This is a genomic window from Planctomycetia bacterium (genome assembly GCA_021413845.1).
Taxonomy (GTDB): Bacteria; Planctomycetota; Planctomycetia; order Pirellulales; family PNKZ01; genus PNKZ01.
In genome coordinates this window covers 45825-64802 of sequence record JAIOPP010000004.1, presented here as the reverse complement: position 1 = coordinate 64802, position 18978 = coordinate 45825, and the positions used below count along the sequence as shown (strand labels likewise).

Here is an 18978-nt window from a genome sequence, read left to right as displayed (position 1 = left end):
AGGCCGGTGCCGGAACGATACGGTTGTCCGGAACCAACACGTTCATCGGCAACATCGTGATGTCGGCCGGCCAGATCATCGCGACCAACGCCGGAGCGCTCGGCGACCCGACCAAGGTACGCCAGGTCGCGATCGTCGGTTCGACGCTGAACGTCCTCGGGAACTCGGCTTACGACGCGAACCTTCAGGTCAACATCAGCGGTACCGGCTTCGCCAAGACCGACGCGGATCTGATTTTTCCCGGCGCGCTCAACAGCGTGAGCGGGAACAACTCGTTCGCCGGCTTGGTGACGCTACTGGCGACCAGCGCGATCCGGTCGTCGACGCTCGGCGACAAGCTGACCCTCTCGGGAGATCTGATGGCCGGAGCGGCGGGCCAGACCTTGACGACGCTCGGACCCGGGAATTTTGAATTCGGTGGAGCCTTGAACCTCGGGACCGGCATTCTGAACTTGAACGGGACCGGCGCCGTGACCCTCAGCGGCGGCGGGGCTCTCGGCATCGGAAACAACACCGGCACGATCAACGTGAACAGCGGCATCCTCGTGCTCAATAAGACCGGCGTCGCCAACGCCGTCGGCTTCAATTACAACAACGTGACCATCGGCGGCACCCTCCTCATCGGCGACGGCTTGGGCGGGGGCTTGACGGACGACGTCGTCTCCTACGGAAACGATGCCGGGACCGATCAAATCAACGATCTGGTGACGGTCACGCTCGGGACCTCCGGCACGTTGAACCTCAACGGCAAGAGCGACACGATCGGCGGCTTGGCGGCCGTGGCTATTTCCGGAACCACCGGAATCCTCGTCCCGGAAAGCCCGCTGCCGTTGCTCACCTCCGGCATCCCGGCGGGAGTCGGAATCGTCAACCTCGGCGACAATGCACATCCCGGCGCGCTCGGCGTCGGTGCCAATCATACCAACCAGACCTTCGGCGGCATCATTCGGGGAACGGGGAGCTTGACGAAGGTCGGCAGCGGCATCTGGACCTTAGCGAACGCGAACACCTACGACGGCGCGACGACCATCACGACCGGCAGCATCGCCCTGCAGATCAACAACGCGCTTCCGACGAACACGAGCCTGACGATTACGAGCCCTTCCGCGAACGCCCTCAACCTCGCGGGCTGGAACCAGACGGTCGCTTCTCTCAGCAGCTCCGGCCAGATCACTCTCGGCACGGGGGGGACGCTGACCTTCGGCTCCGACGACGGGAGCCAAACGCTCTCCGGCATCATCAGCGGCACTTTAGTCGGCGTGGTCGGCGGTCTTCGCAAGCAAGGGGGCGGCACCTATACCTTGAGCGGTCTTAACACCTTCACCAGCAACCTGTTTATCGACAACGGAACGATCAAAGCCGTCGACCTGGGGGCGTCGCTGGGAGTCGGAGCCGGGGGTACGGCATCGATTTGGCTGAACGCGACGAACGGCGCTAAGTTGGATCTCCGTTCCAACGTGTCGCAACTCTTCGGCGCGGCCAACACCGTCAACGTTACCGGCGCGGGGAACGTGACCATCAACGCGCAAAGCAGCAACACCACGGCCCTCAACAACGCGTTGACGTTGAATGCGCTCAATATCGGCGGTCAAACGCTGAAGGTCACCGGCGGCGACTTCACCGGCGACAACGGCTACTGGCTCCGCTTCGCCTCGACGATCACTCTGACTCCCGACACGACCACGACGTTCGAAGTGGCGACGGGCATGAAGCTCGAACTTGCCGGCGTCATCGCCGCCACCAACGGTTCGATCCTCAAGACCGGCGGCGGCATGTTGGTCCTCGGCGGGGCCAACACGCAGACCGGCAAAGTAACCCTCAACGGCGGTACGCTGCGCGTCACGGCCGCCAACGGGTTGGGATTGAGCTTGGCCCCGAACGGGATCACGCTCACCAGCGGCATCTTGGATATTCGCGCGAACGCGGCGTTGGGGCTCAACCGCAACATGCTCATCAACGGCGACGTCACGATCAACACCGATCTCGTGAGCGGCATCAACGGCGTGGCCGGGACCGTGGTTCCTTTCGAGCCGACTCCGGCCATAGTGCATACGTTGACGAACTTGGAAATCGGAGCCAATACGCTCACCGTGACCGGAGCCGACGCCCATGCGGTGAGCTTCGCCGGATTGGCGACGTTCACGGGTACTCCGAACTTCAACGTGGCGAGCGGCGGCTACTTGCGGTTCGGTCAGATCGCGCAATCCAGCGTCGGCCTCGGCTTCAACAAGAGCGGCGCCGGCATTCTGGAGCTTAACGGAGCCAGCGCTTTGAGCGGGGCGGCCACGGTCACGGACGGCATCCTCCGCGCCTCGACCTCGGGCATCGCGTTAGGGACGATGACGACCACGGTGAGCGGCACCGGCATCTTGGAAATCAACGGCTTGGGACTCACCAGCGGGACGATCGTCCTCGGCGCCGGCGGCACGCTCCGTGGCACCGGCGTCGGCGCCGCCGCCGCCAACGCCGCCTTCAACGGCATCACGAATCCCACCGGCTATGCCGGGACGTCAAATCCGCTGGCGATCGCTAATCTCGCGGCGGGCCAAAGCGTCAACATCCAAACCGGAACCAGCTTCGTCGGGGGCTTCAACGTCACCGACGTATTCACGCTCGGCTCGACGTTCGGCACGTTGACCACCGGCGGTATCACCGGCGGCGGCGCCAACACGACGATCAACGTCGGCGGCCAAGGCCGTATCGTCCTCGCCTCCAACACCTCGGACGTCGTCGCCTCCTGGAACCTCAGCGGCGGCATCCTGCAACTCAGCAGCACGTCGGCTACTTCCACTTCTTTGGGTGCGACTAGCAACAAGATCACGGTGAACGGCACCTCCAGCGGGGGCGGCATCCTGGCGGCCGGCGCGGTCACTACGATCATCGCCAATCCCGTCACCTTGAGCGGCGGTGCCGTGGCGGGCTCGATCGGCGGTGGGACGACGACCTTCAACTCGACGATGACGTTGACCGGCGGCACTACCTCGATGATCGCGTTAGGAGACGGGAACGGCTTAGCGACGGCCCGCGGGATTACCTTGAATTCGACCGCCAATCTTACCGGCAGCGGGAACTTGGTCGTGAGCGGGCTGGCGGCATCGACGACGTTGGCCCCGGCCGCGGGATCGTTGTTGCTCCTGCAAAGCGCGACGAACGACAACTCCGGGACGTTGACGATCACCAACGCCACGGTGAACGTCGGCGGCGGAGCGGGCGCAGGCGCCGGCAAATATCTTGGCGCCGGCGCGATTACGTTGAACCAAAACGGTGTGTTGTTCCTCGACAACACCGGTTCGACGACCAACTTCACGGATCGCTTGAGCGGCAACAATACCATCACTTCGACCGGCGGTTCGATCACGCTGACGACAATCGCCGCTACCGTCGCCGGTTCCGCAACGCAGAACATCGGCGCGTTGGTGCTGGCCGGCAGCGATACGACGCTCACGGTGAACCGAGCGGCGACGCAAGTCACCAATGCCGACTTGATCATCAATACCGGTACCGGTACTAACGTCAACCTGACGCGCTCCAACGGCGCGGTGATCAACTTCGTGGGTTCGGGCGGTACTTTGGGAGCCACGAATAACGCGAGCCCTCGGGTTCTGTTCAGCGGCGGCGCGCCGGACTTGACCGCGACGAACGGCGTGCTGGGAGGTTGGGCGACCGTCGGCGGCGTCGACTTCGCCGCATACAACGCGACGAACGGGATCATCGCGACGAGTTATGTCGCAACTCTGATCACGGCTACGCCGACCAGCGCCGATAACATGTTCGTCTCCGCGGCGCCGACGGATACCATCACGGGTGCGAAGGTGATGAACGTCCTGAAGGTGGGGGGGGTCACGATCCAGCAACGGACGGCGACGGACTCGATCACGTTGACGACCGGAGGCTTGCTCTTCTCCGGAACGGGAACGATCAACGGCGGTACGCTCACTTCGGCGGGGAGCGAATTGTTCATCCACGCGCAGTCGGCCGGCATCATTAACTCGCAGATCACGGGGAGCGGAGTTTCGCTGATCAAGGCCGGTGCCAGTACGTTGGCTTTCAACTCGACGGCGATCGGCGGCAGCCTCAAGAACACGTACACGGGTGCGACGTACTTGAACCAAGGTTCGCTGACGTTGGCGCGGGCTCCGGGCGTGGCGGCGGTCTCGGGCTCTTCCTTGATCGTGCAAGCGGGGAACGTGGTCCTCTCGAACGCCGAGCAGATCAACGACTTGGCGGACGTGACGCTGAACGACCTGAACGGATTCGCGACGAATCCGTTGGCGTTGGTGAACACGGCGGGTGTGAACGAAACGATCAACAGCCTGACGCTCAATTCTACGGCTGCGGCTGTCGGGGTCGTGAATGCGGGCACTTTGATTTTGGGTGGAGCCAACGGCAACGGCTTCGGCTTGACGGTGACCGGCGGCACGATCGCTTCCCCGCTCCGCTTCAGCAGTACTGCGGCCAGCAACATCAAGTTCCTCGCTCCGGCCGCGGCGCTGCTCCCGACCGCCGCCACGACGGCCGGGCCTTACCAGACGATCGTCAGCGGGACGGTGGATCTCAATTCCACGGCGACGGGCTTGACCCGCACGATCGACGTGGACAACGGCCCGGCCTTAGTCGACCTGCTCTTCAACGGGGCCTTGACCGCCAGCGGCGCGCAGACCGGGATCACGAAGACCGGGGCGGGCTTTATGCGGATCGGCGTGGCGAGCACCTACACGGGCTTGACGACGGTCAATCAAGGGACGTTGAGCTTCAACGTCGCCAACTCTCTCGGCCTGGGAGGGTTGACGGTGACGGGTACCGGTACGGCCCAGTTCGAACTCGCCAATGCCGCCAACTTTTTGCCGACGACGGTAGCGATCCCGACGTTGGCTCCGAGCACCGTGACGGTCTCGGGCGGGACGTTGGAGTTCAACAACTTCGCGCAAACTTTCGGTAAGTTGGTCTACAGCGGCGGCCTCATCAACGCCCCGCTGTCGGCGGCGTTGACGCTGCAGAACCCGGTGAACAACGCCACGGTCTTGCAGCTCGATGGGACGAGCTCCCAGTTGACGCTCAGGGGGAATCTCAGCTTGGGTGCGGCGGTGGTGATCAATAACGTCGCGACGAGCGGCGACAACATGGTGACTATCGACGGTGGCTTGGTGTTGTCGGGCCCGCGCAATTTCATCGTCGCCAATGGTGCGGCAGGCGTGGATCTCGACGTCACGGCGTCGCTGAGCGGGGCGGGGATTTTGATCAAGAGCGGGACGGGAACGATGCGTTTGAGCGGCGGCCTCGTGACGCAGAACGTCAACACCGGTGCGATTATGGTCAACGCCGGAACGTTGGCGTTGGCGAAGACCGGCGTGTTCGGCGCCACCGGCGGCGTGGCGCTCGGCACCGGGACGTTGCTCGTCGGGGCGACGGATGGGTCGGGCTCGGCGATCGTACGACTAGATGCCGACGAGCAGATCAACAACGGTTCGGCGGTGATCGTCAATGCGGGCGGGACGTTGAACCTGCAAGGGTTCTCCGAGAACATCGGCGCCGTGTCCATTCTCTCGCAAGTGATCCCGGGCAGTGCGACCGGCAGCAACGTGAGCGGCAGCATCACGGGCACGACCGGTTCGCTGTACCTGACGACCTTGAACATGACCGGAGGCTCGCTCGGGCCGGCGAGCGGCGGCACGTTCATCAGCGGTGCGGTTACGGCGACCAGCGGCGGAGTCGGGAACTGGGCGACGATCAACGGCACGCTCAACCTCGCGCAAGCGACGACCACGTTCACGGTGAATCCGGGCCTGTTCGGCGCGCCGCAGGATATGGAAATCAAAGGGTCGATCACCGGCAACACGCTAGGGCTCACCAAGACCGGGGCCGGTACGTTGTTGCTCTCGGGCCCGATCAGCACGTACACCGGCATCACGACGATCACGGCCGGTACGTTGAAGCTCGGGGCCGTGAACTCCTTGGCGGCCAATTCCCCCGTCGTGCTCGGGAATACGGTTACGGGTACGGTGCGGCCGACGCTCGACATCAGCGCCGGGGATCAAATCATCGGCTCGTTGGCGGGGGGCTTGGCGGCCGCTCCGCTTCTCGCGGGCATCGTCAACCTCGGGAGTAAGACGTTGACGGTCGGCACGGACAATACTTCGTCCGCGGCCTACGTCGGAGCGATCGTCGGAACCGGCGGCCTGACGAAGACCGGCATCGGCGTTCTCACGTTAACCAATGCGACTTTCAGCAGTTCCTATTCCGGCCCGACGACGGTGAGCCAAGGGTTGTTGATCGTCAACGGCATCCATGCGTTGTCGCGCTCGACGGACGTAACGGTAAATAACGGCGGTAGCTTGGTGATTTCGTCCGGGGCGCAGATGCTCAAGTCGTTGCAGGTCGATCTCGGCGGCACGCTGAACGGGGCGGCTGCCACAGGGGCCGCGCTGACGGTCAACGGTTCTTTGGACACCGTTTGGGCCGGATTCATCCAGGGAGCGTTTAATCTCAATAAGGCGGGGAGCGGGAAGGTGGAGATCACCGGCGGTTCCAACAGCTTCAACGGCACGATCAACGTCAACCAAGGAATTCTCGCGCTCAGCGGCGCCGCGCGCTTGGGCACTCCGGCTTACAACCTCAACTCCGGCGGCACGCTGCGCTTGGATAACTCCGGCACGAACGTGGCGGATCGGGTTCTCAACAGCGCCACGATCGGCTTCGGCGGCGGCGGTTTGTCGTTGGTCGGCAAGAACGGCGTCGCCGTGCTGGAGCAAGTCGGCCTGCCGACCCTGAACTCCGGTTCTTCGACGATCAACGTGACGAACGGGACGGGGGCCGGTTCTTCGACGATCCTGGCCTTCACCGGCGACTTGGTCCGAACCGGCGGCACGGTGAATATCACGAGCAGCGGGACCGGAACGTTGGGTACGGCGGGGGATGCGCCGCGCGTTCTCTTCGCCGGAGCGGTGATCAATGCCGTCTTGCCGGGGGTGATCGTCAATAACAACAGCATGGCCTTCTACGATCAGATTCTCGGTGCGCGCGCTTTGACGCTGGCCGAAGCGACCCCGCTTAACTTGTCCGTCGATCAGACCACGCCGCTCTTCACCCAGTCCACGCTGATCTTCCCCACGAACAACGTGAAGTTCGTGGCCGGCATGGACAGCCAGGCGATGTCGGGCTTCGCCCGTACCATCGGCTCCTTGACGATCGACAACCCGGACACGGGGAAGACGATCGACATCGGCGGCTCGGAGTCGGGCGCCGGCGTGCTGACGGTCACGAGCGGCAACATCATCTTCAACGGCGCGAACAACAGCACCTTCTCGATCCAACGGACCTCCACGATCCCGGTCAATACCGCCGGGTCGGGTTCGATCACCAGCGCCGCCACGGCGACCCCTCTCTCCTTCTGGGTCACCAACGCCATGAGCACGTTGAACCTCAGCGCCGCGATCTCCGGCGCCATGCCGGTGAACAAGTCCGGAGCGGGGACGATGGTCATCTCGGGAGGGAACGTCTTCACGGGCGGTTTGTTCCTGAACGAAGGGACGATCGTCATGGGGGCGAGCAACTCGCTTTACTCGAGCACCCCGTCGAACGGTCAAATCGCGCGGGCCGCGCTGACGATCAACAACGGCTCGGCCGTCTTCGATATTCATCGCTACAACAATACGGTCGGGGCCTTGAACCTCCTCGCCGGTAGCATCGTGAATACCGCGGATACCACCTTCGGCGCCGCCGGCCCCGGCGCAGGCAGCCTGACGTTGACCGGGGCGCTGACCTTGGGGGCGACGACCTTCGCCGGCGGAGCTTACGGCTCGGCGATCTCGATCGACACGGGCGCAGGGGTGCTCAACCTCGGCGGCGACGTGACCTACGGCGCCTTCAACGATCTGAACGGCGCGACCATCGCGGGGAAATTGGCCCTCGCCTACGACCTCTACGGCACGGACGTCAACGGCGCGGGCCTCACGCGCGTTTCGAGCGGTGCCAACCGGATTTTCACCGTCAATGATTCCGTGTCGACGGGGACGAACAACGAACTGGCGGATCTCACCATCTCGGCCGCCATTTCGGGGACCGGCCTCGCGATCACGAAGTCGGGTCTCGGAACGTTGGAGCTCAGCGGGGCCAACAGCTTCGGCGGCCCGATCACGCTCACGGTCAACACCGGCGGCCGGCTGATCGCGAACAGCGCCTCGGCCTTGGGGGATAACTCGGTCCTGCGGTTGGTTCAAGTCAACGCCGTGACGACCCTCGGCGTGAAGGGGGGCTTCAGCTATAACGCCAATACCGTCCTGAGCTTGTCGGGGACCGGCGTGAACGTCACCGACGCGGCCGATCTGGCGCTCCCCGGAGCGTTGAACAGCATCAGCGGCAACAACTCCTTCGCGGGCTTGGTCAACCTCGCCGCGACCTCGACGATCAAGTCGTCGACCGCCGGCGACAAGCTCACGCTGACCGGAGAAATCATGCACTCGGTCCTCGCGGCGAGCGTGAACGTCATCGGGGCGGGCGACTTGACCCTCTCCGGCGCCATCAATATCGGCACGGGAACTCTGACCTACGGCAGCACGAGCGCTACGCCGGCGACCTCGAAGCTCACGTTCGACGGCACGACGAACAACTACTACGCCGGCGTGACGACGATCAACGCCGGAACCGTCGTGCTCGGCAAGACGGGAAGCGGAGTCAACGCGATCGGCGTCGGCGGCGCCGCCGGTGTCGGGGCCGTGGCATCGATCGTGGTCGGTTTGAACGGCGGCGGTCCGGCGGCGGGCATTACTTACCTCGCGACCGCAGGCAACGATCAGATCAACGACTACGCGGGGCTCACGCTCAACCAGTCGGGCGTGGTGAACATGAACGGCGTCAGCGACACGATCGGTTCGCTGGCCTCGACCACGACCGCGATTTACGGTACGCAGATCGCGATCCCGGGCGCACCGACCGCTCCGCTCATCGCCGGCGTGCCGACGGTGAACGGCGTGATCAATCTCGGCGTCGGTAGCGCCACGCTGACGATCGGCGCCAATAATCTCGCCGCCACGTACACGGGGACGATCACCGGCTCGGGAAGCCTGGTGAAGGTCGGGACCGCAATCCAGACCTTGGTCAACCCCACCTCCTACACCGGCGGCACGACCTTGACGCACGGCGGAATCACGCTGGGCTTCAATAACGTCTTGCCGACCACCACGGACTTGATCGTCAACAGCCCCACGGCCAGCGCATTTAACTTGGCCAACTGGAATCAGACCGTCGCTTCCTTGAGCGGCGTGGGTCAGATCGCCTTGGGGACCAACGGGACGTTGACGTTCGGCAGCGGGGTCGGCTTGAATTCCTCAAAGACGTTCGCCGGTATCATCAGCGGCGCTCCGTTGGGGACGGCCGCCGGGCTCATGAAAGTCGGCGCCGGAGACTTTACCCTCACCGGAGCGAACACACTCACGGCGAACATCTTCGTCAACGCCGGCTCGCTGACGGCGAAGACCTTGAGCGCCGCGACGGGGGCGGCCGCGCCGATTTGGCTGGCGAACGGTACCACGTTGAACCTGTTGGCGAATACGACGCAATTCTTCGGCGGCGGCACGGGGAACGCGATCAACATCGTCGAGTCGAACGCGACGGCGACGATCAACGTCGACCAGGTCGACGGCGGAGCGAGCGGCAATATTCTATCTCTCGCCGCGCTGAACATGGGGGTCGGAAACCAGACCCTGAAGATCACCAGCGCCAACGGCTACGGCCTGCGCTTCACCGGCATCGTGACGTTGACGCCCGATACGAATACGACCTTCAACGTCGGCACGGGCGCGAGCCTGGAATTCGGGACCGTGGCGATGGCCGTTACGAACGGCTCGTTCACCAAGGACGGCGCCGGCTTGATGCTGTTGTCGCTCGCGAACACGCAGACCGGCACGGTGACGGTGAAGGACGGGATTTTGCGCGGGACCGTCGTCGGGGCGTTCGGCAACAGCGTGGCGCCGGGGGCCTTGACGCTCGCCGGGGGCACCTTAGATCTCCGCGGCAACGCAACGGTCGCCTACGCCAAGAACACGCTCGTCTCGAAGAGTTCGACGATCAACGTCGATCCGCTGACCGGCATCACCGGCTATGCCGCGGTCGGCGCGCAGCCGATTAACTCGGCCCCGGCCATCCTCCACAGCTTGGCGACGTTGTCGCTCGGCGGCAACACGTCGGGCTTGAACACCCTGAGCGTCACGACGACGCAAATCGGCGGCTTTGCCACGGGGGCGGGCCTCTCCTTCACCGGCCTCACGACCTTGACCGGCAACTCCGAATTCAACGTCGGCACGAACGCCTTCCTGCAACTCGCGCAAATCAACGAGCTCGGCGGGAGCTTCGGCTTCAAGAAGTCCGGCACGGGGATCTTGAACCTCAGCGCCGCGAGCGGCACGACCGGCGCGATCACGGTCGACGGCGGCATCCTCCGCACGGCCAACGTCATCGCCTTGGGAACCAGCGCCACGACGATCAACGCCGCCGGCACCTTGGAAATCAACGGCGTCGCGATGACCAGCGGCACCATCGTCCTCAACGACGACGGTGCGACGCTCCGCGGCGTCGGAGCCGCCGCCGGCTTCACCGGGCTCGTCAACCCGATCGGCGTCACGGCCGGCAAGAGCGTCAACATTCAAACCGGCACCAGCTTCGCCGGTTCGACCGCCTTCACCACCGGCGACATCCTCACGATCGGCAGCCCCGCCTTCGGTCCTTTGGCCGGCACGACCACCGGCGGACTTACCGGCGGCGGCGCCAATACGACGATCAACATCGGCGGCCAGGGGAAAGTGATCCTCGCCGCGAACACCTCGGACGTGCTCGCCAATTGGGCCGTCAACGGCGGCGTGCTGCAACTGGGGAGCACGGTCACCGCCCCCAACGCGCTCGGTGCGGCCGGCAGTACGGCCACGATCAACGCCGGCGGCGTCTTGACCAGCGGCAACGTCGCCACGGTTTACGCCAACGACATCACGCTCAACGGCGGGACGTTGGCCGGGGCGACGGCGGGCGTAGTGCCGACGTACGCCGGCGGCAAAACCGTGACGCTCCAATCCGGCTCGACCTCGACGGTCTTCCTCGGCGACGTCGCCGGAGTTCTTTCGACCACGAACCGCGACATCACCATCGCCGGCAAGCTCACCGGCAGCGGCAACTTGCTGGTCAGCAGCATGTCGACCACGACGCCGATCCTGAACTTGACGGGTGCCACGGCGAGCGACTTCAGCGGCACGCTGACGATCACCAACGCGCGGGCGACGTTCGGTCAGACCACGGGAGTCGGCACCGGCTCTTGGCAGACCGCCGGGACGCCGCAGATCACGCTCAATCAGAACGGCGTGTTGCTCGTCGACAATACGTTGGCGAACATCGACAACCGCATCGGCGGCGGCGCGGGATTCACCACCGGCCTGCCCGTCGATCTCCGCGGCGGTACGGTGAGCGTTCTGTCGCAAAACGCCGCCGGAGTCGCTCTGACGCAGAGCTTCGGGGCGATCACGTTCGGGGCGAGCGGCGCCAACGCGATCACCGTCGGTCGGGGGACCGCGAACACCACCGTGGCCGCGACGTTGAACTTGGCGAGCATCGACACCAGCCGGGCGGCCGGAGCCACGATCAACTTCGCTCCCGCCAATGCCAACGGTACGTTGGGCCTGGTCGGTGCGAATCCGCAAATCCTCGTGACCACCACGGCTCCGGGCACGACGAACGGCATCATCGGCGGTTGGGCCACGGCCCAGCCGACGAGCGCCGGCGTCGTCGATTTCGCGGCCTACGTCGCTACGCCGACCACGGCGACCGGCATCGGCTCGCTCGCCACTGCCGGGTTCGACCCGGGCGGAACGATCAGCACCAACGCCTTTGTTGCGGATAAGAACGTGCGGCTCACGGCCGGCGTCGCCGGAGTCAACACGATTTCGGTCAACTCCTTGAACATCAACGGCGGCACCAGCACGGTCGGGATCACCGCCGGGCAGACGTTGACGCTCGGCACCGGCGGCCTCATCTCGCAAGCGACCGCCAACGTCATCAGCGGCGGCGATCTGACTTCGGGTGTGAGCGAACTGTTCGTGCATAGCATCGCTCCGGCCGCTGCTTTGACGATCAGCTCGCGCATCACCGGCGCCGGCGTTTCGCTCGTCAAGAGCGGCCCGGGGGGCCTGACTTTGAACGGTACCGTCAGCAACACGTACGCCGGCGCCACTTACGTGAACGCCGGGACGCTGACGTTGAGCGCCACGGCGGGGACCGATGCCCTCGGGACCGGCGCCGGCGGCTTGATCATCAACGGCGGTACGGTGAACACGACGACCGCGAACGTGATCAACGATGCCACCGACGTCACGATCAACGGTCTCGGAACGGCCGTGGTCAACGCGACCAATACCTATGGAAATCTCACCATCGGCGCCGCGGAAACCGTCAGGAGCGTGACCGTCAACGCCATCAACGGCTCGGGCGTGAACAACGTCGTCGTCACCGGTGGGTTCGCGCTCACCTTGGCCGGCACGGGGACGAACGCCTTGACCATGACCGGCGGTACGATCAGCCTCAACAACGCCGCGGCCTCGCTCGCCTTCAGTAGCAACACCACTCTCACGGGCGGCATCTACATCAAGGCGCCGACTACGGCTCTGGCTCCGACCGCGCTGACGTCCGGTACCACGACCTTGGGCGCTTATCAGTCGATCATCACCGGCACGGCCGGCTCGACGATCAACCTCAACAGCTCGGGGACGGCGTTGACCCGGACGATCACCGTCGAGAACGGTCCGGCGCCGATCGACTTCCTGATCAACACCGGCACGGTGCTCACCAGTACCGGCGCCGTCACCAGTATCGACAAGCGGGGCTTGGGGACGATGCGGATCTTGACCGCTTCGACCTACACCGGCAGCACGACGGTGACGGAAGGAACCTTGAGCCTCGCGATCGCCAACGCCACGCCGATCATCGGCGTCGTCGGGTCGAATGCGGCGGGAGTCAATATCGCGGCTCTGGGCAATCTCGTCGTGGCGGCCAACAGCGGCTCGAACGTCGGCACCCTGAACCTCGACATCGCCGGCGGCATCGGTTCCAACGCCAACTTGTACGTCAACGGCGGAACGGTGAACTTCAACAACTTCGCCCAAACGCTCCGCGGCCTCTACTACAGCGCGGGTACGATCAACGCTCCGCTGTCGACCTTCCTGACGCTCACGCCGAGCGCCGCCGCCGCCGCCGATTACGTCCTGACCTTGCAAGGGACGAACCTGACCGGAAACGCACGGATCATCGCCGTGGCGGCCAATGCCGATGTGCGCATTCAAACCCTGGCCAGCGCCGCAACCGCCGTGATCGGCGGTCAATTCGATCTTGCGGGCACGGGGAGCACCGGCGGCGTTCGCACGTTCGTCATCGCGCCGGGGACGACGTCGAGCGGGTTCGATCTCGACGTGCAAGCGCAATTGACGGGCACCGTGGCTCTGACGGGCATCAACATCGGCATCGCCGCCGATACCGTGAACACCGGCGTCGTGCGCTTCAGCGGCGACATCCTCGCGAACAACTTCCCGACGGCGGCCAACATGGGGACCACGACGGTCAACGCCGGAACGCTGGTCTTGGCGAAGACCGGCGGCGTGATGAACGCGGCCAACGGCGGCGTCGCCATCACCGGACCGTTGGTCATCGGCGACAACACGGGCGGCGCCGGCGCCGACAAGGTCCGCTTGGATCAGAACGAGCAGATCATCAACACCGCGGCGGTGACGGTGAATTCGTCCGGCCTCTTCAACCTCAACGGAAAATCCGAGACGATCGCGGCCCTCAACATCGGCACCAACGCCGCGCTCGGGGGCTCGGTGACCAACGGCGGCGGAGCCGTCGGCAGCACCCTCTACACCACCGGCACGATCACGCTCAACGGCGGGACGATCAACCTCGACGGCAGCGGCACCGGCGGCCGGTTGGTCCTCACCGGCGGAGCCATCACGACGACCGTCGGAGCAGCTTCGAACCTCAACGCCATCACGGCCTCGTCGATCATCATGCCTTCGGCTCTGACGATCACGCTCGCCAACGCCGGGGACGTCCTGACGATTAACGGGAGCATCCAAGGCTACGGCATCGGCCTGACCAAAGCGACGGGGGTCGCCGGAAACGTCTTGCTGCTCACCGGCGCGAACACCTATACCGGGGCGACGACGATCAACGGCGGCACCTTGCGGATTGCCGGCGGGGCCGCGATCTCCGACGATTCGCCGGTTCTCCTGGCGGACGTCGCCGGGGTCATCTTCGATCTCAATAATACGACTGAGACCATCGGCTCGTTGTCCGCCACGGCCGGAACCACCAATCCGACAGTGACGCTCGGCAGCGGTACTCTCATCACCGGTGCCGACGACAGCTCGACGACGTTCGCCGGCGTGATCAGCGGCGCCACCGGCAACTTGACGAAGTCCGGCTTCGGCACGATGACGATCTCCGGCGGCGGTGCCAACACCTTCACCGGAATGACGACGGTGTTGGGAGGCAAGTTGGTCCTCGGCAAGACCGGAGCGGTCAATGCGATCGGCGGCAACCTCACCATCGGCGCACCAACCAATGGAACCGGGACCCAGGTCGTGCAATTCGCGACCGGCACCGATCCGCTTCCCACCGGAGTTCTCGTGACGGTCAACGCGACCGGCATCTTGGATCTCGCCGGCATCGGCGAAACGCTCGCCGGCCTGAGCGGCGGCGGCTTGGTGACCAACACCAGCGCCACGGTGACGACGTTGACGTTCGCTCCGGCGGGCGGCAGCACTTCGAACTTCTCGGGCATTCTCAATTCCAATACGCCGGCCAGCTTGGGCTTGACCGTCGCCGGCTTAACGGGCAACAGCTCGTTAACCTTCTCCGGAACTCAGACGAACAACTTCACCGGCCCGACCGTCGTGGGTAACGCCAACGCCAGCTCGACCACGACGCTGATCCTCGGCAAGACCGGCACGACGACGTCGACGATTCCTTCGGGCACCGTCACGATCAACACCGGTGGTATCATCCAGTTCGCAGCGGGCTCCGGCGTGAACCAGTTGTCGAACGCCTTCCTCAACGGCACGAACTTCCCGAGCAGCACGATCGCAATCAACGGCACCGGCAAGCTCGACCTGAACGGCGTCAATGCGATTTTGGGAGCGATAACGCTCGTCAGCGGCAGCACGTTGGAACTCCGCGGCGGCAACGCCAGTATCTTCGGCAACTTAACGATTCCGACCGGTGCGTTCTTCTTGAATACGGGAGCCGCCGCCACGACGGTCTCGTTGTCCGGGTCGGCCCCGACCTTGACCTTGGGTACCGCCGGGACTGCCTTGGTAGCTCCGGACGCGAGCATCGGCTTCGCGTTCACCAACCCGGCGACCGGCGGCGGCGTGACGCTCCTCACCAACAGTACCAGCGTCGTCTTGGGAAACAGTTTCGATCTCAACACCACGGCCGCGGTCGCCACGCGAACCTTCACCATCCCCGCAGCGATGACGGTGGAACTCAGCGGCAAGATCAGCAACTCCGGCGGCGGCCCCACCGGCCTGACCGTGGCACAGGCAGCGGGTGCTGCCAGTACCCTGATCCTCTCGGGCACCAACACCTACACCGGCTCGACCAACATCAGCACCGCTACTACGCTCAAAGCCGGATCGGCGCAGGCCTTCGGCCTGTACTCGGCCATGAACCTTTCCATTACCGGTGCCGTGCTCGACCTGAACGGCAACAACATTACGCTCGGATCGCTCACCGGCGTCACCGGCTCGTCCTTGAACCTGGGAGCCAGCACCCTCACCATCGGAACCGACGGCACCAGCCCCGCCGCCTTCGTCGGCGCCATCACGGGAACAGGTAGTCTCGTGAAAACGGGCATCGGCGTGCTGACGTTGACGGGAGCGAACAACTTCGGCACGGCCGGACAGACCAGCATCGACCTTCAACAAGGCGGCTTGAACTTCAACTCCGGCACGGCTATCGGCATCGGTAACATTTCCATCAGCGGAAATAACACGTCGTTCACCAACACCTTAGCAAACTTGGTGATCAACGTTCCGGTTGCTCTGGGCAACAATGCCAAGACGATCACCTTAGGCACCTCCGCAAGCGCTGCGACTACATTCGCTGCTCCGATTCTCTACAGTTCCGGCACTGGTGTGAGCCGCAACATCGTCCTGGATGGTACTACTCAGACTTTTGCAGGTATCATCACCACCGCCGGCACGGATAACCAGCTGATCAAGGCGGGAGCGGCCGGCAGTGTTTTGGCTATCACGGGCTTGAACGCGGGCTCACTATCTCTGACCGGCTCGAAGGCCATTCAGCTCTTAAGCGGCTACATTCAGATTTACGGTGCCAACGGCAACGATGCGAGCCTCGGTGCCGCTCCGGGTACGGTCGTGAGCGACAACATCTTGCTCAACGGCGGCGGCCTGAGCATTGCTACGAATGCCGTGATTCTCAACCCGAATCGTGGGATTACGTTGGGCCCCGCGGGCGGAGCTCTTGATGCCGCGAACCAAGTGTTTAGTGTTCCAAGTATCATCAGCGGCAGCGGCAGCGGAGCCCTCATCAAGACCGGCGCGAATCTGCTCAATCTTAGCGGTGGTAACACTTATGAGGGGCCGACGATAATTAATACGAATACGAATGTTACTTCACTACATAACTCCAATTCGCTCGGTTCGACGCTCAACGGAACCACGGTTTACGCTAGTTCTACCCTCGAACTCAATAACAATAGCAATATTCAGGGAGCGGTCATGATCGGCGCCGAAGCGCTTATCATTACCGGACTCGGTGCGGGCAACGGAGGCGCTTTGCTGAACACCGCAGGCCCGAATTCTTACGGCGGCAATATCACGCTCGCGGGCGGCTTAACGGGTGCGCGTATCAACTCCACCGCCGGGTTTTTCACGATCACCGGAGGTATCAACAGCACGACCGGAACCGACTTGCTGCTGGGTGGTGCGGGGCCGATGCAGCTTCAAGGAATCGTGGGAGCCGGAGTGATCAACGGTTCCAACAATTCCATCGTCAAAGATGGTACCGGAACGGCCATCCTCTCCGCCGCGAATACCTACACCGGCACGACGGTGGTTACCGCCGGTGCCATTCGCATCCAAAACAACAGCGCCCTCGGCACGACCGCATTCGGCACGGTCGTCGGTATCGGTGGTTCGTTGGAAATCGACGGCGCTACGATGCTGAATGTCAGCGGCACTCTGGTTCCTAATCCACTAACGATCACGGAAGCGTTGGTCATCAACAATACCGGCGCCAGCAACATCGGTGCGTTGCGCAGTCTCGGCAGCAACAGCTACGACGGAGCCATCACGCTCGGCTCGGACTCGAAGATCACTTCGGAATTCGGCACGTTCACTTTGAAGAACGTCAATATCGGCTCGTTCGTCCTGACGCTCGGCGGCTCAGGTAATACGACGATCACGACGAATGGAATCAATGGTGCGGGCGCGCTGACGAAGATCGACCCGGGGACTCTCGATCTGACCGTCCTCAATAACTACAACGGTATCACGACGATCAACGGCGGTACGGTGCGCGTGCTTATCGATAGCGCCTTGGGAACCTCCGGATCCCTTGCCACGGGCACGGTCGTAAATAGCGGCGGATCTTTGGTTCTCTCCGGCGGCCGAAACATCGCCTCCGAAGTGCTTACGCTTAATGGAACGGGCGCCGCCGCCGGACAGACCGGTGCCTTAGTCGGCATTGGAGGAACTGCCAATACCTATGCCGCTCAGATCATTCTCGGCTCCGCGGCCACGATCTCGGTCGACAACGGCAGCACGTTCAACATCACCAACGCCGGAGCCATCACCGGCGATACCTTCGCTCTTACTCTCGGTGGAGCGGGCACAGGCTTTTTGGCGAGCCCGGTAAACAACACCACCGGCGGCATCGTCAAGACCGGCGCGGGTGCTTGGACGTTGATGACCGGCGCGAGCACCTACACCGGAGCTACGACGGTGAACGCGGGGACGTTGACCGTGAAAAGTTCGGTTGCCAATAGCACGAGCACGATCGTCAACGGCGGCACGCTGGTGTTGGATCTGGCTGGCGGCTTGCTGAATCCGGCCTCGGCCTTGACGCTCAGCGGCGGTATCTTCGACGTGACGAATTCGTTAAACGCCGGCGGCAGCCAAACCTTGGCTAGCCTCGCGATCACGGCCGGCTCGATCGGAACGATCTCCATCCACGATGGAGGTAGTGCTACGAATTTAACGATCGGCAACACCTGGACCCGCAACGCCGGCTCGACGTTGTTGATCGACTACAGTTCGGTTACTGCAGGGTCGAGAGTTAAGTCTGCTTCCGCGCCGAGCAGTGCCACGGGCACCAACAACATTCTCGGCTACGCTCTCGTCAAAGAGGGCAACGTCACCGGCTTGGCTCGTTGGGTTGGGGGCGACATCGTGCGCTTCGATAGCACGACCGCGACTACGTTGGCTACCAACTCGAACAGTGCGAATACCGATTACACGACTCTGGGAACTTCCGGCACTCTCTGGACCGCAGTCACTAATCGTAGCGTCAATTCGCTTACCATCGACGCTACGGGCAATGCCGGACAAATTACCGACTTGGGCCTCGCTACCAACGTGCTCACCATCACCAGCGGTGCCTTGCAATTCGTAGGGGATCAAAACGCGACGCTGACGGGCGGCAGAATCGGCGCACCGAATGCGGATCTTTATATCCACCAGAACGGAACCGGCATCTTTACGATCAGCAGCCTTCTCGCCACGGGAACCGGTAACGTCGTCAAGGACGGCACGGGTACCGTCGTTCTTTCGCCTTCGGCTTCACTGTCGGCAACGACCACGCTAGGAAGTGCGATCGTCACGCTAGCGAGCACCGCCGGTCTTTACGCCGGTCAAACCATCACGGGTAATGCCAATATCCCGGCCGGTACGCAAATCCTCAGCGTAGATAGCCCTACGCAGATTACGC

Annotated in this window: 1 protein-coding gene (cut by a window edge); it reads left to right on the top strand. The window is 63.6% G+C overall.

What is annotated here, in order from left to right; all coding sequences use genetic code 11:
- Window positions 1–23: 23 nt before the first annotated feature.
- Window positions 24–18978 carry the 5' portion of an autotransporter-associated beta strand repeat-containing protein gene (locus K8U03_00455; GenBank protein ID MCE9603354.1) on the top strand. It continues 16736 nt past the right edge of the window, so 18955 of the gene's 35691 nt are visible here — the first part of the coding sequence; it begins with the start codon at window positions 24–26; its stop codon lies off the right edge, out of view.